The sequence below is a fragment of the Methylobacterium sp. Leaf117 genome (assembly GCF_001422985.1).
GTDB lineage: Bacteria > Pseudomonadota > Alphaproteobacteria > Rhizobiales > Beijerinckiaceae > Methylobacterium.
In genome coordinates this window covers 1-24,391 of sequence record NZ_LMNL01000034.1, presented here as the reverse complement: position 1 = coordinate 24,391, position 24,391 = coordinate 1, and the positions used below count along the sequence as shown (strand labels likewise).

Here is a 24,391-nt window from a genome sequence, read left to right as displayed (position 1 = left end):
GAATTTTCAACGCTTTGAGAAATCAGGGAAATTTTGGAATCTGCAGGCTTCGTCGTCAGGCTTTCTCGTCAGGTTTTCTTGCGGAGCGGCCTGACCCAGAGCGATCCGATGTCGGAGAAGCCGGTGGCCGCACCGAAGGCCGTCAGTTCTGGCTGCTCCGGGCCGATCAGCAACTGGATGGTGCCGCATCCGGAGGCGCGAGCGGCCTGGGAGGCCGCCTTGAGCAGGAGGCGGCCGATGCCGCGCCGGCGCTCGTCCGGTCCGACCAGCAGGGTGGTGATCAGGGCCGTCGGCAGGTCCGCGTTGAGTGATCGGTAGGCGTGCCAGACGATGAGACCGCTGGGGGGACCCCATTCCAGGGCCAGGAGGGCCGACCCTGTTCCATGCCGGAAGGCTTCGATCCGTTGCGACAGGCGATCGGGGTCGAGGCGTTGACCGGCGGCGCGCAGGAGTTCGGACAGGCCCGATGCGTCGGCGCCGGTCGCCGCCCGGATCTCCAGTCCGTAACGGCTCGCCACGTCCGACTCCGGGTTGCCCCGCAGGCGATGCGCCGGCGGAGCCAAGGTGTTTCGAGGGAATGGTGGCGGGCGAGTGTTGCCCGGGCGTCAGTCCCGCCGCATCAGGCCGTACAGGGCGAATCCCGCCAGGGCCGCCAAGCCGAGGGCCAGCCCGCGATTATCCTGGAGCCGGCCCATGGCCGCCTGGCCCGCGTCGCGCAGGTCGTTGCCGAGGGGCGAGCCGTTCAGGATGCGCTCGGCGCGGGCCTGGTTCTCCGGGCGGATCGCGATCGAGACGGCGAAGGCCTCGTCGTCGATGCGGTCGATCTCGACGCTGTTGCGAGCGAATCCGGCCCGGGACAGGCGGTCCCGCGCTGCACGGGCGGCCCGGAGGGACGGAACCGTCACGGAGGCCAAGACGCTGTCAGACATTCAGTTTTCTCCTTATTTGGCAGACCAAACTTCGGCCGCGCGAAGGTGGTTCCGCGGGGACGCGTCGATGCCGGTCTCTTAAGCTCTCGGCAACCGCCCCGGTTCTAAGCCCCGCTCGTCTCGCCCGAGCCGATCCCGCGGGCCGTCGCATCAGGAGTTTGCCGGGCTTGCGCGATCCGTTCGTACCTGCCGCCCTTGCCGACCGCCTGCGGGAGAAGCGCCGCAAGGCGCGCCCGCGCGCCGCCCTCGCCTACGAGCCGGCTCAGCCGGTCTTCGCCGAACTGCTCGACACCCGCGGACACGGCACCGGGCAGTTCGTGCGCCTGTCGCAGGGGATGGTCGAGGCCATCACCCGGAGCGCGCGTGAGATGTCGGACCCGTCCTGACAGCTTGGCCTGTAGCCTGCCGGCTTGGCCGGTCAGCGGTCGCAACCGATGCAGATGTCGCGCACCACGCGCTGGCGGCTTGGGCCGGTGCGCTGGTTCGGCAGGCTTCCGTTGAAGGCGTGCTCGGCCGCGCGGGCCACCGGCGGGACTGGTCTCGCAGGTTGCGGTACCGGGAGTTGAGATGGTGTCGGGGCGGGAGCCGTCAGGGCCATGTACTGCGCCGCCGCAGGTGCCGGGAGTGCGAGCCTGGAGATCAGGCCCGCGAGGGAAAGGACGGCCAGCGCCCGTCGCCGCGACAGGACGGCGAACGCCTGTCTCGGCGGCTTGCCGGGCGTCGGCGGTGCAGGACGTCGCGTCGCCATCCGGGCCTCCGGTCGTCTATCCTTGATCGGTGCGGCCTCGGTTCTCCGCCGCGGCTGCAGTGACGGGAACGAGGCGGAGTCCGGATCGTTCCGCGACCGGCTTGCCCGGGGGCTTGCCGGGGCCTTGCTGGGGGCTTGCCCAGGGGCGTGGCAGGCGCCTTACCGACGCGACGGATCAGACTGCCCGGAGCGATGCCACCTCCGTCCGCGTCCGTTCGCCGACGATGTGGAACGCCCGGGGCCGCACGAACAGGAACGACAGGCGCGTGTGGCGCACGAGCCGCTCGAAGGCCAGCGGGACCAGGATCGCCACCACGGTGACGACGAGGCTCGCGAGCCCGATGTCGGTGATCGCCCCGGATTTCACGATCAGCGTTCGGGTCAACGCCATCGGCAGGAAGAACGCCAGGTAGATCACGATCGAACGCTGGCCGCAGGCCCGCAGGGCCGCCGTCACCGGTCCGCCCGTGCGGGACAGCAGGGCGCCGATGGCGACGACCGCGAGGGCGCCCGCGCCGCTGAGGATCAGGGCGAGGCCCGGCAGGGCCGCCAGGACCGGAACCGCCCGGAACCCGGTCGGGACGAAGACCAGGGCGGCGTTGACCACGGCCCACAGGGCCAGCCCGATCAGGGCGGTGCGGGCGTGGCGCTGCACCAGACCGGCGAAGGTGAAGATGCGCTCGGCGAAGAGGTAGCCCACCAGGAACCAGACGTAGCGGTCGCAGAATTCATCGACGAGCTCCGCCCCGGTGTGGATCGGCAGCACCTGCAGCAGGGCCGCGCCGCCGAGGAGCCACGGCAGGGGCACCCGCCGAAGAGCCTTGGTCAGCACCGAGAACACTGCCAGCAGGTAGATGAACCACAGGGTGGAATAGGGCTCGATCAGGGCTTGGGCGAGATGGGCGACGAAGGCGCCCGGGCCGGCCCCGTCGACGATCTGGCCGTACTTCACCGCCGACTGGATCAGCACCCAGAGGAGGTAGAAATAGACGAAGTGCACGAGGCGCCGGTCGAGGAAGAGGCGCCAGTCACGGTCGATGACCCGACCGAGAAACAGGCCCGACAGCAGGAAGAAATCCGGGATTCGGAACGGGCGCGCGAAGGCCACCACAATGTGGAGGAAACCCTCGCCCTCCATCGCGATGCCGGTGCCGAGGGTCGAATGCATCATCACCACGAGGATGATGCAGAGGCCCTTGGCGACATCCACCCAGGCGAGCCGGTGGCTCTCCTTCGCGGACACCCCCGCATGCCGCTCCGCTCCGACCACCGTCATGATCCCGCCCCTGCCCACCGGGGGGGCAGTTTCGGCGCAGACCCTTAAGGAGGCGGATACGCGGCCGAACGCGCCGGGATCATGCCGAATGTGGGGTTAAGGAGCCGGTGGCGATTGTCCCGGTCAGTGCGGGTCGCGCTTGGCGCTCCGGCGCCCGCGGGTCATCCGCGTCGCGGCGTGGAAATCGTCGGGCTTGGTGCGGACCCAGGCCAGGAACTCCGCCATCTCGGGGGCGGCCCGCAAGGCGTCGACGTCGGCGAGGCGGCGGGCGATCTCGGCCTCGCTGAAGCGGGCATGGATCGCCGAGTGGCAGATCTGGTGCAGCCGCACCGTGCCGGCTCGCGCGCCGCCCTTCAGCTTCGGGGTGAGATGGTGCAGGCTCGACTTGGCGTGCGGCGGGATCGCGCGCTCGCAAAGCGGGCAGATGACCGCCGGCTTCGCCTGAGAGCCGTGCGTGGTCGGGTCGTCCTCTCGCCAGAGCCGGGCGCGTCGTCCCACGGTGTCCTCCTGATCAGACCCGCCGGGGGATTGGGCTCGACGAGGTGTTGGTGCCGACGAGGTGTTGGTGCGAACAAGGTCTTGGTGCGGACAAGGTCCTGGTGCCGACGATCGGCAGTGTTCCGGCGGCGGGGCCGGGAAATCCGAAGCTTCCAGGCAGGTAGGGACTGGACTTTGGCGTGTCACCAGCGATGTTGCGTCGCGTGAAAGCCCCCGATCCGTCCCCCACCTCCCGCATGGTCCTGCGCGCTCATCGCGGTGCGGCCCGCCCGCGATCCGCATCGGCGGTCGGGGTCGAGTGCCGCGCGGACTGATGGGCATGGCAGGGCGCGTGCGGGAACAGGGGTGGATCGGCCTGAGCACGAACGTGCTGCTGGTCGGACTGATCTTCAGCGGGTTGGGCTTCGGGATCGGAGCCGACCTGATGGAAGGCTCGGGCGCCGCCTTCGTCTTCCTGATGGCCGGGTGGGTGCTGGGGCTCTGCCTGCACGAATTCGGCCATGCCGAGGCCGCCCGCCTCTGCGGCCTGCCCGCGGCCGGGAGCCTCAGCCTCGATCCGCTGCGCGCGCCGAATCCGCTGGCGACGATGCTGTTGCCGACCGTGTTCACGATCCTGGGCGGGCTCGGCTTTCCGGGCGGGGTCGGCGTGCCCCCCGAGGGCGTTTCGAGTCCGGCGCGCCGGTCGATGATCGCCGCGGCCGGCCCGGCGATGAGCCTCGCCTTCCTGGTCGCGCTCGTGGTCCTGTATGCCCTGGCCAGTCCTGCGGCGGAAACCCTGCGGGCGGCCCTGGCCGTCTCGGTGCTGTTCCAGGGCACTGCCCTGATCCTCGGCCTGATGCCCGTGCCGGGCCTCGACGGTTACGACATCGTCCGCCCCTGGATCTCAGGCCCTGCAACGGCCCGGGCCGGGACCGCCCCATCACGCCCGTCCGGCATATGGACCTGGGCGGATCGGATGGCCCGGCATTCGAGCCTCGTGCTGCTCGGCATCTTCCTGGTCTCCGGCGCCTTCACCCGCCCGCTTTTTCGCGCGAGCCTGCGGCTGACCGCCGGCCTCGGCATCGATCTTGCCGACGTCATTACCGGCTACAGGCTCGTACGCCTCTGGTGATCGCGGGCGGCGATCGGTCGGGGCGTGCGTCCGTGGCGCGTGAGGATCGCGCGGCTTTCGTGCTAGGTGCGCTCCGCACCCGGACCCGGCTCGCTCCGCCGCGGAGCCGGTGGAGACCCATGATGGCCCTCAAGACGACGTTCCTGGTCCAGACCTTCGTGATCAAGCGCAAGCGGCTCTCGCCGGGCGACCGGGAGGTGGCCGTGACGGAGAGCGGCGCCCTGAAGAAGGCCGAGGCGATGGCCGGCCGCTTCCCCGGCACGGCGGCGATCAAGGTCGTGGCCGACGACGAGACGGGCGAACTGGAAAGCGCCACCATCCTGGGCAGCTTCGGCGAGATCCCAGACGATTTCGCCGAGAGCCTGCAGGGCGGCTAAGGACAGACCAGAGTCGGATCCCGGGTTCCTCGACGCACGAAGGCCCCGCCTTTCGGCCGGGCCTTCGCGGGTATCGGGGGATTCGCGCTTGGCTCGGACCTTACGGGCAGGCGTGGCGCTGGCCGTCATTGCCCAGATAGGTCCCACTCCGGCGATCGTAGGAGCGGAAGCGCTGGACGCAGTAGGCGACATCGTTGCCGGCAGGCGCGACTTCCGTGGTTTCCGCGTAGCCGGCCGGGGCGTAGGCGCCGCCGTAGGGCGCATAGCCACCGCCGTAATAGGCCGGCGCGTAGCCGCCCGCGTAGTAATCGTCGCCGTAATAGCCGCCATAGGCGCTGCCGAGGCCGTAGCCGATGCCTGCGCCGGCAAGACCCAGGCCGAGCCCGAGGCCGATTCCGCCGTAGCCGCGACGATACCCGTGGCCGTAGCCGCGGCCGGCGAAGTGGCCCCGATCGAATCCACCCCGGTGTCCAGCGAAGCCGCCCCGGTGTCCAGCGAAGCCGCCCCGGTGTACCGCGAAGCCCGCGCGATTGAAGCCGCCCCGGAAGCCGTTATTGGCCGCGAAACCCGCTCCGGCGCCGAGACCCGCCCCCGCACCGATCACACCACCCCGGTTGAAGCCGCCGCGGTTGAAGCCACCCTGGGCCAAGCCGCCGCGGAAGCCGCCGCCACCGAAGTTGCCACCGCGGAAGCCGCCGCCCGCGAATCCGCCGCGACCGCCGAAGCCGCCGCCACCGATTCCGCCGCCGTGGAAGCCGCCGCCGCCACCCCGGAACCCGCCGCCGCCCGGACGCGCGTCGGCGGTCACGGGAATCATCGAGAGGGCACCGACCAGGGCGGCCGAGGCCAGAAGAATGCGCTTCATGGGAGAAATCCTATGGTGGCATGCCGATCGTAGAGACCGGACGTCTGATCAGTAAACGCGGGACTGAGCGACGAAGTTCGTCTTGGACGACATTCCGCGTCGGTTTGTCAGGGCAACGATTGACAAACGCGACGCCGACCTTGAATCTGGAACCATTCCGAGGGGGGCCCCGAGTGCGGGGGCTGAGATTGGGCGCGTCGCCCTGACCCTTGAACCTGATCCGGTTCGTACCGGCGGAGGGACGGGAATTATCAGAAGCGGCGCGTGGGTTCAGGCGTCGTCCCATCCAAACCGCCGTTCGCGAGTCCGGATCGTCTCCCACGCCAGGAGCGACCCCGATGAATGCACCCGTTCTCCCGAAAGATCTGCCGCAGGGCCAGGCGCCCGCGGTGACCACCGGCCCGATCATGGGCTCGCGCAAGGTCTATGCGGCGGTGGCCGGGCATGACGACATCCGGGTGCCGTTCCGCGAGATCACCCTGAGCGATCCGAAGGAAGCGCCGGTGCGGGTCTACGACCCGTCGGGCCCCTACACGGAGACCGATGCGGGGATCGACCTCAGCGCCGGCCTGCCACTGGTGCGCGAGCCCTGGATCGCTCGGCGTGGCTACGCCACCGTGACCCCGCGCGCGGTCAAGCCCGAGGACAACGGCTTCGTGCCCGAGGACAAGCTCGTGGCCCCGTGTCCGGCCACCCGCGAGATCCGCAAGGCCGCACCGGGCCAGATGGTGACGCAGTACGAGTTCGCCCGCGCCGGGATCATCACCGAGGAGATGATCTACGTCGCGCACCGCGAGAACCTGGCGCGCGAGACGATGCTGGAGGGCGCCCAGGCGGCGCTCAGCGACGGCAACAGCTTCGGCGCCGCCCTGCCGGCCTTCATCACGCCCGAATTCGTGCGCGACGAGGTGGCTCGCGGCCGCGCCATCATCCCGGCCAACATCAACCACCCCGAGGTGGAGCCGATGGCGATCGGCCGCAACTTCCTGGTCAAGATCAACGCCAACATCGGCAATTCGGCCGTGACCTCGTCTGCGGCCGAGGAGGTCGAGAAGCTGGTCTGGGCGACCCGCTGGGGCGCCGACACGGTGATGGACCTCTCCACCGGGCGCAACATCCACAACATCCGTTCGTGGATCGTGCGCAACTCGCCGGTTCCGATCGGCACGGTGCCGATCTACCAGGCCCTGGAGAAGGTCGGCGGCGATCCGCTGAAGCTCGACTGGGAAGTCTTCAAGGACACCCTCATCGAGCAGGCCGAGCAGGGCATCGACTACTTCACCATCCATGCGGGCGTCCGCCTCGCGCACGTGCCCCTCACCGCGCGCCGGGTCACCGGCATTGTCAGCCGCGGCGGCTCGATCATGGCGCGCTGGTGCCTTGCCGGGCACCGCGAATCGTTCCTCTACGAGCGCTTCGACGAGATCTGCGACATCATGCGGGCCTACGACGTCTCGTTCTCGCTGGGCGACGGCCTGCGCCCCGGCTCCATCGCGGATGCCAACGACGCGGCGCAGTTCGCCGAACTCGAGACTCTGGGCGAACTCACCAAGATCGCCTGGGACAAGGGCTGCCAGACCATGATCGAGGGCCCCGGCCACGTGCCGATGCACAAGATCAAGGTGAACATGGAAAAGCAGCTGGTGGAGTGCGGCGAGGCGCCGTTCTACACCCTCGGCCCGCTGACCACCGACATCGCCCCCGGCTACGACCACATCACGTCGGGCATCGGCGCCGCCATGATCGGCTGGTTCGGCTGCGCCATGCTCTGCTACGTCACCCCGAAGGAGCATCTCGGCCTGCCCAACCGCGACGACGTCAAGGAAGGCGTGATCACCTACAAGATCGCGGCCCATGCGGCAGACCTCGCCAAGGGCCACCCGGCGGCGCAGCTGCGCGACGACGCTCTCTCGCGCGCCCGGTTCGACTTCCGCTGGGAGGACCAGTTCAACCTCTCCCTCGATCCCGACACCGCCCGCGCCTATCACGACGAGACCCTGCCGAAGGACGCCCACAAGGTCGCGCATTTCTGCTCGATGTGCGGTCCGAAGTTCTGCTCGATGAAGATCACGCAGGACCTGCGCGCCGAGGTGCTGGCGATGGAGGCGGCCGGCCAGGTTCTGGGCGAGGCGACGGCCATGAGCCAGGCCGAGCGCGAGGCGGGCATGGCGGCGAAGTCGGCCGAGTTCCAGGCCGAGGGCGGCAAGCTCTACGTCGACGCGGCGGAGTAGTCCCTTCCTCCCCGGATCGGTCAGGGGCGTCTGACGGGTCCGGGGCAGGCACGAAAAGGAAGGATCGCCATCGGTGCCTTGAACGCGAGCTGGGTCTCCATCCCTACGCCGTAGGCATCGTAAAGCGCACCGAGCATGAGCTTGGCTGCGATGTCATAGTCCGGTGGTGTCCCGAGCGTGATCTCCCGGGTGTGGTTTTTCGTCTGATCGGTTTGGGTAAATCCCAACTGCCGCAGAGCCGCGTCCGAAGCGTGCGAGAGCTCGAAGCGCAGTGTCGCTGATTGAGGGCCATAAGCACCGGACGAAGCTTCGCAGAACATCTTCGTGTCCTCATCGAAGAACATGCATTGAAGAACATGCATTGCACGTAGCTCTGGTCCACTCGGGCATCGCTGACGACGAGGAACCGATCCCGAGAGGTTGAGCGCGGGCCAAGCCGGTGGATACTGCGCACCCGCTCGATGACGGCGCAGCGACGGGCTTTGATGAAGGCTGCCCGGTCGCGATCGGCTGGAGCCGCGTCGGAGGGCGGACCGGAGGCGGCCATCAGCATCGCGTAAGCGATGCAGCGGGTTCCGATTCGCCCCAAGGTGGTGAGGGTCATTCCAGCGGCTCCCGATTCCGATCGTCGGGAGAATCATCGCCCGCGCCCGTCATGCAGTCTGTAATTGCATCACGGGGCTTCTCCGCCATCTGTCATCTCAGGCGAACAGCCCGTGCACGAACCAGCGCGCCGGCGCCGGTATCGCCGGAACTTCTTCGCGATAGACCCAGAGGCGGCGGCCGGCCTCGTCCTCCACCACGTAGTAATCGCGCGTCGGGCCGGGGGCATGCCACCACTCGTCGGCAATGCGCTCCGGGCCGTCCGCATGGGCGATGCGATGGACCCGGCGGCGCCAGCGGAAGCGGTGCGGCGGCCCGTCGGGAGCCAGCGCGATGACGTCCTCGGCCGCCTCGCCCCGGCTGAGCAGCACCAGCGGGCGCGGCGGCAGGCGCGCGCGGGCTCCCGGATCGGGCCGGTCCGCCTGCGCGGGGAGGCTGGCGCGCCACGGCTCCGCGGCCTCGGCCTGCTCGGGCAGATGGGTCTGGCGAAACCCGAGCCGCATCATCCGCCGGCCGAGGCGCTGGCGCAGGGCATCGCCCAGATGCTCGGCGCCTTCACACCCGCCGGAGGCCTCCATCAGCGTCGCCTGGCGTGCCGTGATCGTGCCCGTGGCGGTGACGTCGAGACTGACGGTCTCGAAGCCGAACCCGGCATCGAGGGCCGGGCCGAGGCGGTCGAGGCGCAGGGCGAGCAGGCGTCCGATCTGGCTCGGGCAGCGTGTCGGCAGGCTCAGGCCGAGATCGAGGGTGCGCAGGATTCCATCGACGCGGGTCAGGGTCAGGCGCACGGCCCGGGCACCGAGGCCGGCCGCCTCCAGCCGGGCCCCGATGCGCTCCATCAGACCCATGGCGGTGGCCACGATGGTCTCCGGCTGCCCGATCGGTTCGAGGAAGCCGCGCACCGCCTGGAATTCCCGGGGGTCCTCGGCGGTGACCAGGGGGTCGGGCCGGTGTCCGAGGGCCTGATCGAGGCGCAGCAGCAGGGTTTCGCCGAAGCGTCGGGCCAGCGGTGCCCGGGGCGCCGTGGCGAGGTCGCCGATCCGGCGCAGGCCGAGGCGGGCCAACGCCTGCGCCATGGCCGCATCGAGGCGCAGGGCCGAGACGGGCAGGGCGTGCAGGGCCTCCGCGTTGCAGCCCGGAGCCACGAATCCGCCTCCGCCATGGCGCGCCAGGGCGAAGGCGCAGGCCGGCGTATCGGCGAGCGCGATGCGGGCCGCGATGTCGCGCGTCGACAAACGCCGGGCGAGGTCGTCCATCAGCGCGGCTTCGCCGCCGAACAGGTGGCTCGCCCCCGCGATGTCGAGGAAGAACCCGTCGCCGCCCTCCGCCGGGCCGTAGGGGGCGACGACGGGCGTGTAGCGCTTGGCCCAGAGGCACAGGCGGTGCAGCGCGGCGGCATCGGCCTCCGGATCGGCCGGATGGACGGCGACCGGCGTCCCGATCCGGGCGCGGGCCCGGGCCAGGGTTTCGCCGGGCGCGAGGCCGAGCGCGCGGGCGGCCGCGTCCACCGCCACCAAGCGCAAGCCGTTGGCCTCCATGGCGGCCACGACCATCGGGCCGCCTTCGCCGGTCCCGCCTTCGCCAGGGCCACCTTCATTTGGGCCGCCATCAGCCCGAGCGCTGGGCGCGTCGTTCGCCGAGGATGCCGCCTGGGCCCGCCTCAGCCGCGTGATCGGCCAATGCTCCAGCCAGACCGAAACGATGCGCGGCATGATCCCACTCCAGAAGCCAATGTCCGGTCCGTCCGTTGCGGCTCCGGTCGAGCGTCACCTGCCAGCACGGCCGCTCGATGCAGCCGAAGCGGTCGCGCAGGGCCTTGCCGGCGGCGACCCGCCAGCGCGTCGCCGCCACGTTGGGGCTGTCCGCCTCCGGTGGCCTCAGCACGAGGAGCAGCAGGTCGGTGCGGGCCGCCGCGAGATGGAGCCGGCGGCTCTGGGCGAGAGGCAAGGCGGCATCGATGAGGCCCGCCACCGCCGCCAACCCCTGCGCGCGCAGGGATTCCTCGAGCGCCCGGTAGGCGTCGCCGTCGCTCGCCACGTCGAACAGCAGCAGGCGCCCGGGATCGAGGCCGAGCCCGGCCAGCCCATGCCCGTAGGGAAGGGGGTGCCCCCGGCCCACCACCAGCAGGGCCTCGCCGCGCACCCGGGCGAGGTGGCGCGCCACCAGCGCGAGGGCGAAGCCCAGCGCCGCCGGTTCGTCGCCCGCCTGCGCCGGGGCGATCTCGTGCAACTGCCCAAGGGCGAGGCCGCCCTGGGCGAGGCGTGTATCGACGTCGTGGATGCCGAGGGGCAAGGCCCCCCGGAGGACGGACGTACCCCCGCGATCGGCCACGAGGGCGCGCAGGGCGGCCAGATCCAGGGGCGCCAGATCCAGGGGTACACTCGAACTCAAAACATCCGGACCCGAAGCATCCGGACCCGAAGCATCCGGGCTCGAGGCGTCCGAATCTGGCGCATTCGCCGATGACGTCTCGGTCTCCGCGTCGGGAGTGTCTTCAGGGCTCTGTCTCATCGGCTCCGTTCCATCCCGCTACGCTAAGAACAAAACAGGAACACACTCAATCGGTTTCCGGGGGGATTCAGAATTTCGCTCGTGCTCAGGGACTTGGCCTGTGGACGGCTGTGGATGCCTGTGGATGGCGGTCTCCGGGCCGGCCGATCCGCCACGCTTGACCCTGTGGCGAGGGCAGGGCAGCACTCCTCACCTGCCGCGCAGAAGACGCGGATCAGCCGGGAGAACTCCATGCGTCTCGCTCGTGCCCTCGTGATCCTGTCGGGCCTGATCACCGTCGCGGGCGGCCTGCCCGCTGCCGCGCAGACGGCGGCCCAGCCCAGGAGCGAGGCGGCCAGAACGCGCCGGCCCCAGGCCGTGTCGCAGCCGATCCAGGTCTACGATGCCCGTTTCGAGAACGGGGACCTGCGCATCTCCGGCAGCGTGCGCAAGCCGGGCACCGTGGTGGTGCTCGACGAAGACATCTCGATCATCGCCGACAGCCGGGGCCGGTTCGTGTTCCGCCTGCCCTACGTGCCCACCAACTGCATCGCTACCCTGAAGGCGGGCGAGGACGAGCGCGAGGCGGTGATCGCCAATTGCGGCCCGGCCGGCCAGCCCGGCCCGAAGGGCGAGACGGGGCAGAAGGGTGACACGGGCGACAAGGGCGAGACCGGCCCCGCCGGACCGCAGGGCGTCGCCGGCCTGCCCGGTCCCCAGGGGCCGAAGGGCGAACCGGGCGCCAAGGGCGAGACCGGTGCGAAGGGCGAGACCGGTCCCAAGGGTGAGGCGGGACCCAAGGGTGAGGCGGGACCCAAGGGCGAGACGGGACCCAAGGGCGAGGCCGGCCTTAAGGGAGAGGCGGGCGCGAAGGGTGATCCGGGCGCGAAGGGCGAACCGGGCCAGAAGGGATCGGCTGGCGAGCGCGGCCCGGCGGGTCCGAAGGGCGAAGCCGGTCAGGCCGCCCTCGCGGCCGCCGCACCCGCTTCCCCGTTCCGGGTCGTGCGCCAGGACACCTGCCCGGCGACGGGCTGCGCGATCACCTGCGAGGGCACCGAGATCCTGGCTTCGGCGCTCTGCCTGAAGGGCGGCAGCGCCATCGTGACGGCGGGCGCTGACGGAACCTTGAGTGCCGCCTGCCCCAGCGAGAGCCAGGGTCTCGTCGGCCTCTGCGCCCGACGCTGAGGCGCCTCTCGCCTATCGCCGAACCGAAGCCGTCCGGTGTAAGGACGCGCTTCGTTTCGCGCCGATATCGATTCTGCCCTTGTCGATCCCCCTCATGCCGCTTGCCCGTTCCAGCATCCATCCCAGCCCCCGCGAGGCCATTCGATGAGCCTTGGGATCTGGGGCAAGCTCGGCGGCACCGGAATCGGCCTCGCCATCGGCGGCCCCCTCGGCGGCCTCGTCGGCGGGGTCGCCGGGCACTTCCTGGTCGACCGCGAGGGCGCGCTGTTCGGCACCACGCCCCGCGACGTGGTGTTCACCACGGGCCTGGTGGCGCTCGCCGCCAAGATGGCGAAGTCCGACGGCGTGGTGACGCCGGCCGAGGTCGAGGCCTTCGCCAAGGTGGTGCAGGTGGACGAGCGGGCCCGGCCCGGCGTGCAGCGCCTGTTCGATCTCGCCAAGGGGACTTCGAACGGCTTCGAGGCCTATGCCCGCCAGCTGGCCACCACCTTCCGTGACGAGCCGGCCCTGCTGGAGGACGTGCTCGACGGCCTGTTTCACATCGCCAAGGCGGACGGCGCCATCCACGAGGCGGAGGAGCGCTACCTGCGCGCGGTGGCGGAGACCTTCGGCTACGACGAGGCCGCGTTCCGGCGCATCGCCGCCCGGCATGTGCGCCTGTCCGACGACCCCTACCTGGTGCTGGGTCTCGATCACGACGTCGACGATGCCGCCCTGAAGGCGGCGCACCGCGCCCTGGTGGTGGAGAACCACCCGGACCGCGCCATCGCCCGCGGCCTGCCGCCGGAGGCGGTGGCCATCGCCACCCGCCGGCTCGCGGCCATCAATGCCGCCTATGACCGGATCACCGCCGAGCGGGGCCTGCCATGAAACCCACCCCCGAGAGCTCCATCGCCACCAGCGTCCACCCTTCGCCGAACCACGGTGAGCGCCGGGTCGGCCCGGTCGACCTGCTGATCCTGCACTACACCGGCATGGACAGCGCGGCCGCCGCCCTGCAACGCCTCGCCAACCCGGTGGCGGAGGTCTCGGCCCATTACGTGGTGCTGGAGGACGGCCGCGTGGTGCAGATGGTGCCCGAGGGGCGACGGGCCTGGCATGCGGGCCAGGGCTCCTGGGCGGGAATCACGGATATCAATTCGCGCTCGCTCGGCATCGAGATCGTCAACGGAGGCCATGCGGGCGGGCTGCCCGCTTATCCCCCGGCGCAGATCGAGGCGGTGATCGCCCTCTGCCGCGATCTCATCCAGCGATGGAACCTCGCCCCGCACCGGATCCTCGCCCATTCCGACGTCGCGCCCGAGCGCAAGGAAGATCCGGGCGAGCATTTCCCGTGGGAGACCCTGGCCCGCGCCGGCATCGGCCACTGGGTGGCGCCGGCCCCGATCCGCGACGGACGCTTCTTCGCGCAGGGGGATGCGGGGCCGCCGATCGAGGCGCTGCAGGCGATGTTCGCCCTCTACGGCTACGACCTGCCGGTGAGCGCCACCTTCGACGCGCGCATGGGTGCGGTGGTGACGGCGTTCCAGCGCCACTTCCGCCCGGCCCGCGTCGACGGCGTGGCGGATGCCTCCACGATCACGACGCTGCGGGACCTGATCGCGGCCCTACCGGGGCGGTAGCGCACCCGGATGCGCAACCCTCCCCCTCTGCGGGGAGAGGGAAGAGCCGGCGTGAAACTCCAGGCACAGGTCGCCGCTCACGCGCGGTGCTGCGCCGCCTCGCCGCCCTGCGCCTGCATATCCTCCGCAACGGTGCCGCGGGTGCGCCAGAGGCTGTAGCTGACGCCGGCCACCAGGAACACGATGGTCACCGCGAGCGAGACCCACGGCGGCACGTGGACGAGGTCGAAGGTATCGGCCACCACGATCTTTCCGCCGATGAAGATCAAGATGAAGGCCAAAGCCGTCTTGAGATAGGCGAAGCGATCCACCATCGCGGCAAGCGCGAAGTAGAGCGCGCGCAGGCCCAGGATCGCGAAGATGTTGGAGGTGTAGACCACGAAGGTGTCGGTGGTGATGGCGAAGATCGCCGGTACGCTATCGACGGCGAAGATCACGTCGGCACCGTTCACCAGGATCAGCGCCAGGGCCAGCGGGGTCAGCCAGAGGGCTGTCTTGCCGGTCTTCGGGTCGGGTTTGCGCACGAAGAAGTGCTGCCCGTGCAGCTCGGGCGTGATCCGCAAGACCCGCTGCAGGAACCGGACGGCCCGGTTCTCGCGGATGTCGCCCGGCTCCTCGTCCTTCGAGAACAGCATCTTGAGGCCGGCGAAGATCAGGAAGGCGGCGAAGATCGACAGCACCCAGGCAGCCTGGTGCACGAGGGCCGCGCCGAGGCCGATCATCAACCCGCGCAGCAGCACGGCCGCCAGGATGCCCCAGACCAGGACCCGGTGCTGGGCGGCGCGCGGGATGCCGAGCGCGGTCAGGATGACGGCGATCACGAAGACGTTGTCCATCGACAGCGACTTCTCGACCACGAGGCCGGCCACGTATTCCTGCCCGGCCTGCGGACCGAGAAACCACCAGACCCACCCGCCGAAGATCATCCCGAGGGTGAAGTAGAACAGCGTCAGGAGCAGGCTCTCCTTCACGCCGATTTCGTGGTTCTTGTCGCGGTGCAGGAGCCCGAGATCAAAGGCCAGCAGCCCGGCCACGAGGGCGTGGAACCCAAGCCACATCCATACGGGCTTGCCGAGCCAGTCGTAATACAGAAAATCAACCATGACGCAGGACCGTCGATGCTTCTTGAGGAGAGAAAGCATCGGCTCCGACATCACGGAATGCATCATGCAGCATCCCGCCAGAGGGGCCCGCAGCCGATGAGGCGCAGTTGGGACTCGCCCGATGGCGAATCAAGGGCGAAGACCGGCTACGTTTGAGAAGACCGGCTACGCTTGACAGGCGTGCCGCGCGACGGCTTCCCAGAACGCATGACTGAGATTGAACGGAGCGGCCCGAACACGTGTGAACCGCAGCCCTGCGATCCGAAGGCCCGTGGCCCTGCCGTGATCGGCGGCGGCCCGGCCGGTCTTGCGGCAGCGGAGGTGCTGGCGCAGGCCGGGCATGCCGTCACCCTGTACGACCGCATGCCGAGCGTCGGCCGCAAGTTCCTCATCGCCGGGCGCGGCGGGCTCAACCTGACCCATTCCGAAGCGCTGCCGGCCTTCCTGGCGCGCTACCACCCGGAGGGCGGCACCCTGGCCGGGGCCATCACGGCATTCCCGCCGGACGCCCTGCGCGGCTGGTGCGACGACCTCGGGCAGCCGACCTTCGTCGGATCGAGCGGCCGCGTCTTTCCGGAGCGCTTCAAGGCTTCGCCCCTGCTGCGCGCCTGGCTGCAACGCCTCGAGGGCCTGGGTGTCCGCATTCGAACCCGCCACCGGTTCACCGGCTGGGCAGCCTCGGGCGGCCCGGTCTTCGAGACGCCGGAGGGCCGGATCGAGACCGCCCACCGCCCGGTGCTCCTGGCGCTCGGAGGCGCGAGTTGGCCCCGCCTCGGCTCGGATGGGACCTGGGTGCCGCTCCTCGAAGGCGAGGGCGTCGCGGTGGCGCCGCTGAAGCCCGCCAATGTCGGCTTCACCGTGCCCTGGACGCCGGTCTTCGCCGAGCGCTTCGCCGGGACGCCTCTCAAGCGCATCGCCCTCGCGATCGACGGCACTTCGGTTCGCGGCGAGGCCGTGATCAGCGCCGACGGGATCGAGGGCGGGGCGATCTATGCCCTCTCGCGCATCCTCCGGGCGGCGACGGAACGGGGCGACGCCGTAATGCACCTGGATCTGCGCCCCGATCTCGCCGCGGCCCCCCTGGCGAAATCCCTGCGCGATCCGAAGCCCGGGCTGTCGCTCGCCAACCGCCTGCGGAAGGATGCGGCCCTGCCGCCGGTGGGCATCGGCCTCCTGCGCGAGGCCGCCCATCCGCTACCCGTCACCGCCGAGGCGCTGGCGGCGCTGATCAAGGCGGTGCCGATCCGCCTCCTGGCTCCGCGCGGGCTCGACCGGGCGATCTCGACGGCAGGCGGTGTGGATGGTCGAGAACTCGACGCACGCTTCATGCTGGCGCGGCGGCCCGGCACCTTCGTGGCCGGCGAGATGCTGGATTGGGAGGCGCCCACGGGCGGATACCTGCTCCAGGGTGCCTTCGCCTCCGGCCGCGCGGCGGCCGAGGGCATGCTGGCCTGGATGGCGGCCCGGACAGAGGCATGAGACAGACGCATGAAAAAAGCTCCCTCTCGGGGGAGAGGGAGCCTCGCGGTCCGGCGCAGGCCTGAGGGCCGTACGGGTTTTGGGGTCTCAGCGGCAGTACACGTCGCCGTAGGCGTCGCGGTAGGTGCCGTAGGGGCAGCGGGGAGCCGTGGAGGCGCCCACGATGGCGCCGCCGGCGCCGCCGATGGCCGCACCCGCGAGCGCACCGCCGGCGCGGCCGGTGGCGGCTCCGCCGATGGCGGCACCCGCGAGGGCGCCGAGGCCGGCGCCGCCGAGGGCGCGATCCTGCGGCGTGTTGCAGGCGCCGAGCGAGAGGGCGAGGGCGCCCGCGAAGGTGGCGGCGATGAGCTTCTTCATGGTTCCGAGACTCCCTTGTGCGTCGTGACCCGGCCTTCGGCCGTGATGTTCGTGCCGCCCGAGCTTAAGCATTCCACCTCGGAAATGCACCCCGTACGGCTAAGGTTCCGGCCCGCCTTTCCGTTTGGTGAAAAAACCCTCTAGTGATGCGGCCTTCAGGACCCATCGGGGTGGTGCCGGCCACCCCTTCCGACGCGAGGAAATCATGCAGCGCGCCACCGCCATCGTCCGCAAGGTCGCCGTCCGCGCCGATGCGATCGTCGACACGATCGTGCTCGATCACGCCGCCCGGCAGGCCCCGCCGGAGAGCCTGACGGCGGAGGGTGGCCTGAGCCTCACCCTCGCGCTGGCCAAGGCGGCCGCCTTCGAGGACGGCGATGCCCTGCGCCTGGAGGACGGCCGTCTCGTCGCCATCCGGGCCGCGGGGGAGCCGCTCCTCGAAGTCCGCGCCGAGAACCCGGCCCGGCTCCTGCGCCTCGCCTGGCAGCTCGGCGGAAGCCATGTCCCGGCCGAGATCGCGGCCGACGTGCTCTACGTGCCCCGCAGCGCTGCCGAACTGGTGCGCGGCCAAGGCTGCGCCGCCACCCCGGTGACCCGCGCCTTCAAGCCCGAGCGCGCTGCCCACGACCACAGCCAGTGCGGCCATGATCATCATGCGCATGATCACCACGCGCACGAACACCACGATCATGCCCATCACGATCACGATCACGGCCATTCCCATACGGGGCATGACCATGCGCACGACCATTCCCATGCAGGGCATGACCATGCGCACGACCACTCCCATGCGGTGCATGACCATGCGCACGACCACGGCGCCCCCGGCCATGTGCACGGGCCGGACTGCAAGCACGACCACTGAGCGGGCCGGCCCCGCGTTGAAGCTCCGGGCGCGGACGGTTATGTCCGGCTCATGATCGCCCGCGACCTCCGCTTTTCCATCGCGCCCATGATGGATGGGACGGACAGTGTCGAAAACCTCTTTAATGTAAGCACTTAGGCGAATAGGCTAGGTGCGTGCTGTAGATGATGCTGTAGAATTCGCAGGGTGCCTGACAGCTACCTCAGGACACCTGAGCGAACTCACAGCAGCGTCTCAGCCTCCTCATTCTACATTTCCATCGCCCATCAGGGGCCCGGTGCCGGAGAAGGGACAGTACGATCCCTCGCTCGTTATGATTGTCGAGGTGAGGAATGCGCCGTCTGAATGACCAGCGCGGTTGGCCGAGTCTTTCCAGCTTCAGAGCTCAAGAGCCAAGCTTTTCAAACCCTAGGCGAGACAGGCAGATCGCAAAGGGATTCTTTCTTTGTGAGTGTAACGCTGAGGTCATGGATCTCGCCTGCATTTCTGCTAACCTATCTCAAAGTCCCATGCGTGTTGGATCTCGATATGTCGCCTGATGAACGAGCAAAAATTGTTGTCGAAGACGCGATAACGTTTTTGCGTAATATTGAGCCATCATCTGTAGACTTAATCGTTTCCTCTCCGCCATATTTTATGGGTAAGGAGTACGACACATCCCTTAAGCCTGAAGATTTCACGTCTATACATAGAAAATTGGCTCCGCTGCTCGTGAAAGCACTGAAGCCGGGAGGAAATCTCTGCTGGCAAGTGGGAAATCATCAGAAAGATGGAACAGTTATTCCACTAGATTATCTAACCTACGACGCTTTTAGCAAAGAAAACGAACTAAAACTTCGTAATCGTATTGTATGGACGTTTGGGCATGGCACGCATGCTGTTAAAAAGTTCAGCGGACGCCATGAAACGATCCTCTGGTACTCTAAAGGTAAGGATTACTTCTTTGATTTGAACTCCGTCAGAGTTCCCCAAAAATATCCTGGTAAGCGTCACTATAAGGGCTTGAAAAAGGGTGAGTTGAGCGGAAATCCGCTTGGCAAAAACCCCGGTGATGTGTGGGAAATTCCTAATGTAAAATCAAATCATGTTGAGAAGACGGATCATCCCTGCCAATTCCCGGTGGCGCTGATCCAGCGACTTGTTCGAGCGCTTACTCCGCAAAACGGCCTTGTAGTGGATTGCTTCGCTGGCTCTGCCAGCGCTGGCGTAGCGGCATTGATTGAAGGTCGTCGCTTTTCCGGTTGTGATATCAATCCCTTGTATGTCTTAATTGGGTCCGAGCGTCTTGAGGCTGCGTCGCGTAAGGAACTGAAATTCCGATCAATCGATGAGCCAATCTATGTGCCGACCCCAGGGCTGGCGGTCGCGAAAGCTCCTGCACATTTTTGGAGGGCAATAAATGGCACCGAAGCCTAAAGTTCAGAGCGGAAAAAAGGTCGGCAACTTGCTTGCTCAAAAAACCTTTTCTGTAGTTCCAATTCATCAGGGCGCAACAAGTCTTTACTCATTTTCAGAAAAAGCTAGTGATTTATGGTCTTATGTATCTATTAATCGTCGAGAAGAAGATAAGGACGATGGATACCAGCGAGTTCTAGCCAATAGCAGGGTTAGAGCGGTAGCTGATTATATTAAATCCGGAAACATTATACCGGGGAGTGTTATCATCGCATTGGATAAAGGTAGCTATGATCCTGCGACGTCTGAGCTCTCAATGGATGCGGGCAAAGATATAGCTTGGGTCATCGACGGTCAGCATAGACTAGCAGGTGCCCACATGGCCGCCTTGGAAGGTACTGACATCGAATTGAATGTCATTGCCATGATTGGATTATCTCCAGAGGCACAAATTGAGCAATTTGTCACGATCAATCGTGAAGGTAAGAATGTTCCAACATCGTTATATTTGGATCTTCTCAAGCATCTCCCGAAATTTAAGACCACAGGCGAGGTTGCTGCTGAGCGTGCAACTGATATTGCCAATGCGTTACGTAAAAACCCAGAATCAACTTTTTTTGGTCGGATAGTAGTTACGACATCCCCGCGCCCTGGACAGGTTTCCATTGTAAATTTCGTACGGAAGCTTACTCCTTACGTAAATGTGGATAAGGGCTTGCTCAACATATTCACTCTCGCGCAACAAGAAGAAATCATAGAAAACTATTTCGATGCAATAAGGCAGGTTTTCCCGGACGAGTGGAAGAAAGCCGATTCTATTTTCTTTAAGACCGTCGGGTTCGGCGCACTGATGAATGTCTTCGAAGACATCTTCAAAGTATGCACGATGCAGGTCGGCGCTTTTCGTGTGACTGATATTGTTGATGTTTTGAAGCCATTAAGAAATTTTGATTTTGCTCAATGGTCAAGTAAAGGATCAGGGAATAAGGCTGAGATAGAATCCGCGAAAGATTTTCAGGTAGACTTTTTGCGCGAGACTGAAAAGCGGCGTGCAGACGGCGCAAAGAAGCAAATTAGGCTCCGCTAATGCCGCCGAAGCCAAAAAAATTGCCGGCTCCTTCATCCGTTATGCCTGCTGAACGAAAGCCACCACCGCCCCCTAATTGGCAGCTCTTAGCTAAGAACCACCTCGGCGGTCGTTCCTGGTCTTCAATAAGACAGACCTGGGGTACGGCCGCACTAGGATTCGACTTAGACGAAATCCAAGATCTTTCTTTGGCTCTAGACCCAATTTTACGCCCGAACTTTGATGATCGCGAAAAAGTATCCGTCTTTAGCTTTCCCGGTGGAAGAATAGCGGCTTTCGGTGATGCCGTTTCTGCATCGGTTAAAGCTGCGTATGTTCTACGAGGCGCAGGTAATTGCCTTTTAGGAGGACAGCCAACTTGGGCAGCAATTGATGCTTATCATTTCTCGTTTGTTGCTGCACGAGCGCTATTAGGTCTATTAGGCGTGCACCTAGTTCATGTACATGACACCTTTGCGGCGCTTGATGTTTTTCCAGAAGGTGAAACACAGCGAGCTCAGACCGAATTCTCGCGTCAATACCGCAACTATACAGATCCAGCAAGGCTTATATATCGCAAGCGGTCGGATACAATAGCACAGCGAGATATTTGGGTTATCCTGGTCAGGATACTTAGAGTTACTACTTTCGATGCTGCAATACAGCCTTCTATTGATCTTATAATAGAGCTGGGAGCAGGTTTTTCGTCCGCCCGAAATGACGTTTTATACCAAAATATTGCTTGGCTATACAAAGAAGACTACATTACTCCAACAATACCTGATGTGATTAATGATGATCCCTTTATTCTAGCTGCTACAGATCGTTTTTTTGAAGAAAAAGATTCGAGTTTCGCATTTGCTATGCTAATGCTTAAAGTGATGCGTTCGCTCATCACCTCCATAGAGACTATTGGCGGTTCCAATATAATACCGACGTCTTACGGAGAGTGTTTTAGAAGCTTTTCAGGATTCGATCAAACGAAATTGCACCCAGTTTATTCAGTTATTTACAGGCAGGAAGGCTTTGGGTCGGCCCTATAGTGAGGATGGGAGGATGCTCGCTCAGGCTTGGAAACGACCACCTCAGTCGGTCCAGTCGCCGCTTGCTCGAACTACAGCATGGAGCCTACAGCTACAGCACCTGCTGTAAGGTGACAAAACGCGATCGAATGATTCATTTTCGCGCCGGTCAGCAGGTGGAATAATTTTGCTAAGTAGTTGTTAAAAAACATGAAATCTGACTTTTCACCGTGGCGCTTATGCACTGCGCCTATGATGGACTGGACCGACCGTTACTGTCGGGCCTTTCACCGCACGCTGTCGCGGCGGGCGCGCCTCTATACCGAGATGGTCACCACCGGGGCGGTCATCCATGGCCCGCGCGACCGGCTGCTCGGTTTCGACGCGATGGAGCATCCGGTGGCGGTGCAACTCGGCGGATCGAACCCGGCCGACCTCGCGCATGCCGCTCGCATCGCCGAGGACTTCGGCTACGACGAGGTCAACCTCAATGTCGGCTGCCCGTCCGACCGGGTTCAGGACGGGCGCTTCGGCGCCTGCCTGATGCGCGAGCCCGCCGTGGTGGCCGCGTGCGTCGCCGCCATGAAGGCGGCGGTGTCGGTGCCGGTTACGGTGAAGTGCCGCATCGGCGTCGACGACCAGGACACCGAGCAGGCCCTCGATGCCCTGGCGGAAGCGGTGATCGCGGCCGGCGTCGACGGCCTCGTGGTGCATGCCCGCAAGGCCTGGCTCCAGGGCCTGTCACCCAAGGAAAATCGCGACGTGCCGCCCCTCGACTATCCGCGGGTGGCGCGGCTGAAGCGGGCCCACCCCACCCTGCCCATCGCCATCAATGGCGGCATCGCCACCATCGCCGACGCGCGGTCCCATCTCGCGGAGGTGGACGGCGTGATGATCGGGCGGGCCGCCTACAGCGATCCGGCGATCCTCCTCGACGTCGATCCGGTCCTGTTCGACGAGGCCGCGCCGGCCGCCGACCCGTTCGCCGCGATCACGGCCTTCGAGCCCATCCTCGCCGGATTCCTGCAGGACGGCACGCGCCTGCATGCGGTGACGCGGCACATGCTCGGCCTGTTCAACGGCCGCCCGGGCGCGCGCGCCTATCGCCGGCACCTCTCGACCTTCGCCCTCCAGCCCGAAGCCGGGCTCGCGACCCTCCGGGACGCGGTCGAGCAGGTCTCCCGCGACAGTCGGTCCCTCGATCTGGCCATTCCGGACAGGGACAGGGCACAGGATGCCGCCTGAATCTCGTGGCCCGGGTTTTTTCAAGACAAAGAGGCGGCTTATTATCTGCTCGCGCATCATGTAGTTGATATATCAAAGTTGTTGCTGATTCAGCACGGCGGATCTCAGCTTAAAATATGACATCATTATGAATAAGTTGGAGATGTAGTTTTCGCTATTCAAGCCATCGATCCGATGAACGGATTCGCGGGGGCGAATAATGCGACTTCAAAACAGTGTTTCGCGTGCGGCCATCATGCTTGCGGCCACGGGGCTAGCCTCGGCGCAGGCACAGACAGCCAATATCACGCCGTCCAATGCCAATGTGGTGAACCTGCTCGCACCGTTCCTGTCCCTGAATGCCAGTGCGATCGGCCAGGCGACATTGCAGGACAACCTCTCGCAAGCCATCGCCGTCAACAACCGGTCGACGCCTGACCAGCGCGCCCTGGCCATCAGCGGCAAGGCCCTGCCGGGCGCCGCCCCCTTCCTCGGCTCGATCACCCTGGTCGACGGATCCGTGGTGAAGCTCGGACCGGCCGACAATCTGGCCGGTGGCCTCCCGCTCCAAGCCATCCAGAGTAATCCGGGAATGCCGGGCACGATTCACCCGATACAGCCGGTGGGCGGGTACGGCCCGGTGCTGGGTCCGCTCTATCAGCAGGGCATCCGCGCCAGCACGGATACGACGGGACCGCTGGCCCGGACATTTGATTTCTTGAACCGAGCCTACAAGTTCACCAGCTCCGATCTTGGCGTTGCGAAGAACTACTTTGCCAACGGTGCGGCCACCAACCCGAGCGTGACGCCAGCCGGCTATGTTGCGATCCCGGCGGTGGCGCCCGCCGGCTACACGCTGCCCCGCTTCAACGGGTTGCCCAACACGACGACGAGCGTCCTCGATATCGCCGCCGGCGTGACCAACACGCAGGCCGGACAGGACGTGTACGGAAGTTCGCGCCCGGTTCAGGTCCGTCCGAAAGGTATCGACCAGTTCGATCCGACCTCGATCAACGGCCTGACCACCAACCCTTCGTTCCCGAGCGGCCACACCAACTACGGCATCACCGATTCGATTTTGCTCGGCATGCTGACGCCGTCGCTCTACCAGAGCATGCTCATGCGCGGCTCGGAATTCGGTGACAGCCGCATCGTACTCGGCGTCCATTATCCGCTCGACATCATCGGGAGCCGCGCCTTCTCGGCCTACAATCTCGCGCAGGCCTTCACCAATCCAGCCTATATCGACAATGCCGCCACCACCGGCACGGCAATCAACCTGACATCGCTCTTCACCCAGGCCCAGGGTGAACTCCAGAGCTACCTGTCGGCCGGCTGCGGCGCCGCCGTCGCGACCTGCGCCACGAGCGCGGCTAACATGGGGGCCAACCCCTATCTCCCGTCCGCCGCCAATCAGGCCTTGTACCAGTCGCGCCTGACCTATGGTTTGCCGACACTCACCTTCGCCGAGGCGCCGCGCGAAGCCGCGCCTGCCGGCGGGCCGGATGCCGCCATTCTGCTTGCGCCTTTGTATGGCGGTAGCAGCAGCGCGGCTGCGCAGATCGCGCCCAAAGGCGGCCTCTATGGCTCGCTCCAGGACAGCACGATCAATCAGATCATCGTCAATACCGAGACCAACGCGCTCAGCGCCTTCTACGGAATGCCACTGAGCTACTGGGCGCGCATCGACCTCTACAGCGCCGCCGGCTACTTCCAGAACGTCGTCGGCATGCTGTCCATGGCCGCGAGCGACCGCGTCGCCACCGACGTCACCATCGGCCAGACCGGGGCCCTCTACGCCAACGGCACCATCGCGGGGACCGTCACGGTGGGCACGGGCGGCCTTATCGGCGGCACCGGCACGATCGGCGGCCTCGCGGTTCAGGCCGGCGCCGTGGTGGCGCCGGGCAATTCCATCGGCACCCTGACCGTCGCCGGCAACGCC

At 66.3% G+C, this 24,391-nt stretch carries 25 protein-coding genes and 1 riboswitch; of the genes, 14 read left to right on the top strand and 11 right to left on the bottom strand.

Annotation, left to right across the window (positions count from 1 at the left end):
• Positions 1-68: 68 nt before the first annotated feature.
• The gene (locus tag ASF57_RS14680) at positions 69-518 is read right to left on the bottom strand and encodes a GNAT family N-acetyltransferase (protein ID WP_056485911.1); all 450 of its coding nucleotides are present in this window, start codon (positions 516-518) and stop codon (positions 69-71) included.
• Between the two features lie 87 nt (positions 519-605).
• Positions 606-929: a hypothetical protein gene (locus ASF57_RS14675; protein ID WP_056484710.1), complete on the bottom strand. Its 324-nt coding sequence runs from the start codon at positions 927-929 to the stop codon at positions 606-608.
• Positions 930-1,096: 167 nt separating this feature from the next.
• Between ASF57_RS14675 and ASF57_RS14670 the strand changes: the two genes are divergently transcribed.
• On the top strand, positions 1,097-1,315 hold the full coding sequence (locus tag ASF57_RS14670) for a hypothetical protein (protein ID WP_056182216.1): 219 nt from the start codon (positions 1,097-1,099) through the stop codon (positions 1,313-1,315).
• A 32-nt stretch (positions 1,316-1,347) separates the two neighbouring features.
• On the opposite strand, the gene ASF57_RS25830 is transcribed toward ASF57_RS14670, so the two are convergent.
• From ASF57_RS25830 to ASF57_RS14660, 3 genes are all read right to left on the bottom strand, one after another.
• The gene (locus ASF57_RS25830; protein WP_156376160.1) at positions 1,348-1,677 is read right to left on the bottom strand and encodes a hypothetical protein; all 330 of its coding nucleotides are present in this window, start codon (positions 1,675-1,677) and stop codon (positions 1,348-1,350) included.
• A 175-nt stretch (positions 1,678-1,852) separates the two neighbouring features.
• Positions 1,853-2,953: an acyltransferase family protein gene (locus tag ASF57_RS14665; RefSeq protein ID WP_056484708.1), complete on the bottom strand. Its 1,101-nt coding sequence runs from the start codon at positions 2,951-2,953 to the stop codon at positions 1,853-1,855.
• 123 nt (positions 2,954-3,076) lie between these two features.
• Positions 3,077-3,451, bottom strand: a complete 375-nt coding sequence (locus ASF57_RS14660; protein ID WP_056182222.1) for a hypothetical protein — start codon at positions 3,449-3,451, stop codon at positions 3,077-3,079.
• A 319-nt stretch (positions 3,452-3,770) separates the two neighbouring features.
• On the opposite strand from ASF57_RS14660, the gene ASF57_RS14655 reads away from it, so the two are divergent.
• A complete protein-coding gene (locus ASF57_RS14655) occupies positions 3,771-4,562 on the top strand; it encodes a hypothetical protein (RefSeq protein ID WP_082504134.1) in 792 nt (263 codons plus the stop codon).
• A 122-nt stretch (positions 4,563-4,684) separates the two neighbouring features.
• Complete coding sequence (locus ASF57_RS14650; protein WP_056485910.1) at positions 4,685-4,939, top strand: hypothetical protein; 255 nt, start codon at positions 4,685-4,687, stop codon at positions 4,937-4,939.
• A gap of 100 nt (positions 4,940-5,039) precedes the next feature.
• Here the strand turns inward: ASF57_RS14650 and ASF57_RS14645 are convergent, their stop codons facing one another.
• The gene (locus tag ASF57_RS14645) at positions 5,040-5,804 is read right to left on the bottom strand and encodes a BA14K family protein (RefSeq protein ID WP_056484703.1); all 765 of its coding nucleotides are present in this window, start codon (positions 5,802-5,804) and stop codon (positions 5,040-5,042) included.
• A gap of 150 nt (positions 5,805-5,954) precedes the next feature.
• A riboswitch (TPP riboswitch) is annotated at positions 5,955-6,063 on the top strand.
• Positions 6,064-6,142: 79 nt separating this feature from the next.
• On the opposite strand from ASF57_RS14645, the gene thiC reads away from it, so the two are divergent.
• Positions 6,143-8,035: a phosphomethylpyrimidine synthase ThiC gene (thiC, locus tag ASF57_RS14640; protein ID WP_056484701.1), complete on the top strand. Its 1,893-nt coding sequence runs from the start codon at positions 6,143-6,145 to the stop codon at positions 8,033-8,035.
• 20 nt (positions 8,036-8,055) lie between these two features.
• Here thiC and ASF57_RS14635 read toward each other — a convergent pair whose 3' ends face one another.
• From ASF57_RS14635 to ASF57_RS14625, 3 genes are all read right to left on the bottom strand, one after another.
• Entirely contained in the window at positions 8,056-8,379 is a 324-nt protein-coding gene (locus tag ASF57_RS14635; RefSeq protein ID WP_056182234.1) for a hypothetical protein, read from the bottom strand.
• Positions 8,380-8,736: 357 nt separating this feature from the next.
• Entirely contained in the window at positions 8,737-10,191 is a 1,455-nt protein-coding gene (locus ASF57_RS14630) for a DNA polymerase Y family protein (protein WP_056182236.1), read from the bottom strand.
• Between the two features lie 55 nt (positions 10,192-10,246).
• Entirely contained in the window at positions 10,247-11,029 is a 783-nt protein-coding gene (locus ASF57_RS14625) for an ImuA protein (protein WP_244476950.1), read from the bottom strand.
• 351 nt (positions 11,030-11,380) lie between these two features.
• On the opposite strand from ASF57_RS14625, the gene ASF57_RS14620 reads away from it, so the two are divergent.
• The 3 genes from ASF57_RS14620 to ASF57_RS14610 all read left to right on the top strand — a co-directional run bounded on the left by ASF57_RS14620 (position 11,381) and on the right by ASF57_RS14610 (position 13,935).
• Positions 11,381-12,313 carry a collagen-like protein gene (locus ASF57_RS14620; protein ID WP_056484696.1) on the top strand — a complete coding sequence of 311 codons (933 nt, stop codon included), beginning with the start codon at positions 11,381-11,383 and terminating at the stop codon, positions 12,311-12,313.
• 144 nt (positions 12,314-12,457) lie between these two features.
• Positions 12,458-13,183, top strand: coding sequence for a TerB family tellurite resistance protein (locus tag ASF57_RS14615; RefSeq protein WP_056182243.1), 726 nt, complete (start codon positions 12,458-12,460; stop codon positions 13,181-13,183).
• Positions 13,180-13,935, top strand: a complete 756-nt coding sequence (locus ASF57_RS14610) for an N-acetylmuramoyl-L-alanine amidase (RefSeq protein ID WP_056484694.1) — start codon at positions 13,180-13,182, stop codon at positions 13,933-13,935. Before ASF57_RS14615 ends, ASF57_RS14610 begins: the two co-directional genes overlap by 4 nt.
• Before the next feature lie 77 nt (positions 13,936-14,012).
• Here ASF57_RS14610 and ASF57_RS14605 read toward each other — a convergent pair whose 3' ends face one another.
• A complete protein-coding gene (locus ASF57_RS14605) occupies positions 14,013-15,038 on the bottom strand; it encodes a TerC family protein (protein WP_056182322.1) in 1,026 nt (341 codons plus the stop codon).
• A gap of 207 nt (positions 15,039-15,245) precedes the next feature.
• On the opposite strand from ASF57_RS14605, the gene ASF57_RS14600 reads away from it, so the two are divergent.
• Entirely contained in the window at positions 15,246-16,517 is a 1,272-nt protein-coding gene (locus ASF57_RS14600; protein ID WP_056484692.1) for a TIGR03862 family flavoprotein, read from the top strand.
• Between the two features lie 87 nt (positions 16,518-16,604).
• Here the strand turns inward: ASF57_RS14600 and ASF57_RS14595 are convergent, their stop codons facing one another.
• Positions 16,605-16,874, bottom strand: a complete 270-nt coding sequence (locus ASF57_RS14595) for a hypothetical protein (RefSeq protein WP_056182251.1) — start codon at positions 16,872-16,874, stop codon at positions 16,605-16,607.
• A 205-nt stretch (positions 16,875-17,079) separates the two neighbouring features.
• Between ASF57_RS14595 and ASF57_RS14590 the strand changes: the two genes are divergently transcribed.
• The 6 genes from ASF57_RS14590 to ASF57_RS14580 all read left to right on the top strand — a co-directional run.
• Positions 17,080-17,739: an urease accessory protein UreE gene (locus ASF57_RS14590; protein ID WP_056484690.1), complete on the top strand. Its 660-nt coding sequence runs from the start codon at positions 17,080-17,082 to the stop codon at positions 17,737-17,739.
• Positions 17,740-18,084: 345 nt separating this feature from the next.
• Positions 18,085-19,155: a site-specific DNA-methyltransferase gene (locus tag ASF57_RS24890; protein WP_200935876.1), complete on the top strand. Its 1,071-nt coding sequence runs from the start codon at positions 18,085-18,087 to the stop codon at positions 19,153-19,155.
• A complete protein-coding gene (locus tag ASF57_RS24885) occupies positions 19,139-20,221 on the top strand; it encodes a DGQHR domain-containing protein (protein WP_082503998.1) in 1,083 nt (360 codons plus the stop codon). Before ASF57_RS24890 ends, ASF57_RS24885 begins: the two co-directional genes overlap by 17 nt.
• Positions 20,221-21,243 (top strand): hypothetical protein, encoded by a 1,023-nt coding sequence (locus tag ASF57_RS25825; RefSeq protein WP_156376159.1) that lies wholly within the window; start codon positions 20,221-20,223, stop codon positions 21,241-21,243. The genes ASF57_RS24885 and ASF57_RS25825 overlap by 1 nt, the downstream gene beginning before the upstream one ends.
• 189 nt (positions 21,244-21,432) lie before the next feature.
• Entirely contained in the window at positions 21,433-22,467 is a 1,035-nt protein-coding gene (gene dusA, locus ASF57_RS14585) for a tRNA dihydrouridine(20/20a) synthase DusA (RefSeq protein WP_082503996.1), read from the top strand.
• Between the two features lie 235 nt (positions 22,468-22,702).
• A partial coding sequence (locus ASF57_RS14580; protein WP_244476949.1) for a phosphatase PAP2 family protein occupies positions 22,703-24,391 on the top strand: 1,689 nt, incomplete at its 3' end.

Excerpts from the sequence above, each read along its gene's own strand:
- ASF57_RS14675 (WP_056484710.1), bottom strand. The coding sequence starts at position 929 with ATGTCTGACAGCGTCTTGGCCTCCGTGACGGTTCCGTCCCTCCGGGCC.
- ASF57_RS25830 (WP_156376160.1), bottom strand. The coding sequence starts at position 1,677 with ATGGCGACGCGACGTCCTGCACCGCCGACGCCCGGCAAGCCGCCGAGA.
- ASF57_RS14665 (WP_056484708.1), bottom strand. The coding sequence starts at position 2,953 with ATGACGGTGGTCGGAGCGGAGCGGCATGCGGGGGTGTCCGCGAAGGAG.
- ASF57_RS14655 (WP_082504134.1), top strand. The coding sequence starts at position 3,771 with ATGGCAGGGCGCGTGCGGGAACAGGGGTGGATCGGCCTGAGCACGAAC.
- ASF57_RS14650 (WP_056485910.1), top strand. The coding sequence starts at position 4,685 with ATGGCCCTCAAGACGACGTTCCTGGTCCAGACCTTCGTGATCAAGCGC.
- ASF57_RS14645 (WP_056484703.1), bottom strand. The coding sequence starts at position 5,804 with ATGAAGCGCATTCTTCTGGCCTCGGCCGCCCTGGTCGGTGCCCTCTCG.
- thiC (WP_056484701.1), top strand. The coding sequence starts at position 6,143 with ATGAATGCACCCGTTCTCCCGAAAGATCTGCCGCAGGGCCAGGCGCCC.
- ASF57_RS14635 (WP_056182234.1), bottom strand. The coding sequence starts at position 8,379 with ATGTTCTTCGATGAGGACACGAAGATGTTCTGCGAAGCTTCGTCCGGT.
- ASF57_RS14630 (WP_056182236.1), bottom strand. The coding sequence starts at position 10,191 with ATGGTCGTGGCCGCCATGGAGGCCAACGGCTTGCGCTTGGTGGCGGTG.
- ASF57_RS14620 (WP_056484696.1), top strand. The coding sequence starts at position 11,381 with ATGCGTCTCGCTCGTGCCCTCGTGATCCTGTCGGGCCTGATCACCGTC.
- ASF57_RS14615 (WP_056182243.1), top strand. The coding sequence starts at position 12,458 with ATGAGCCTTGGGATCTGGGGCAAGCTCGGCGGCACCGGAATCGGCCTC.
- ASF57_RS14610 (WP_056484694.1), top strand. The coding sequence starts at position 13,180 with ATGAAACCCACCCCCGAGAGCTCCATCGCCACCAGCGTCCACCCTTCG.
- ASF57_RS14605 (WP_056182322.1), bottom strand. The coding sequence starts at position 15,038 with ATGGTTGATTTTCTGTATTACGACTGGCTCGGCAAGCCCGTATGGATG.
- ASF57_RS14600 (WP_056484692.1), top strand. The coding sequence starts at position 15,246 with ATGACTGAGATTGAACGGAGCGGCCCGAACACGTGTGAACCGCAGCCC.
- ASF57_RS14595 (WP_056182251.1), bottom strand. The coding sequence starts at position 16,874 with ATGAAGAAGCTCATCGCCGCCACCTTCGCGGGCGCCCTCGCCCTCTCG.
- ASF57_RS14590 (WP_056484690.1), top strand. The coding sequence starts at position 17,080 with ATGCAGCGCGCCACCGCCATCGTCCGCAAGGTCGCCGTCCGCGCCGAT.
- ASF57_RS24890 (WP_200935876.1), top strand. The coding sequence starts at position 18,085 with ATGACCAGCGCGGTTGGCCGAGTCTTTCCAGCTTCAGAGCTCAAGAGC.
- ASF57_RS24885 (WP_082503998.1), top strand. The coding sequence starts at position 19,139 with ATGGCACCGAAGCCTAAAGTTCAGAGCGGAAAAAAGGTCGGCAACTTG.
- ASF57_RS25825 (WP_156376159.1), top strand. The coding sequence starts at position 20,221 with ATGCCGCCGAAGCCAAAAAAATTGCCGGCTCCTTCATCCGTTATGCCT.
- dusA (WP_082503996.1), top strand. The coding sequence starts at position 21,433 with ATGAAATCTGACTTTTCACCGTGGCGCTTATGCACTGCGCCTATGATG.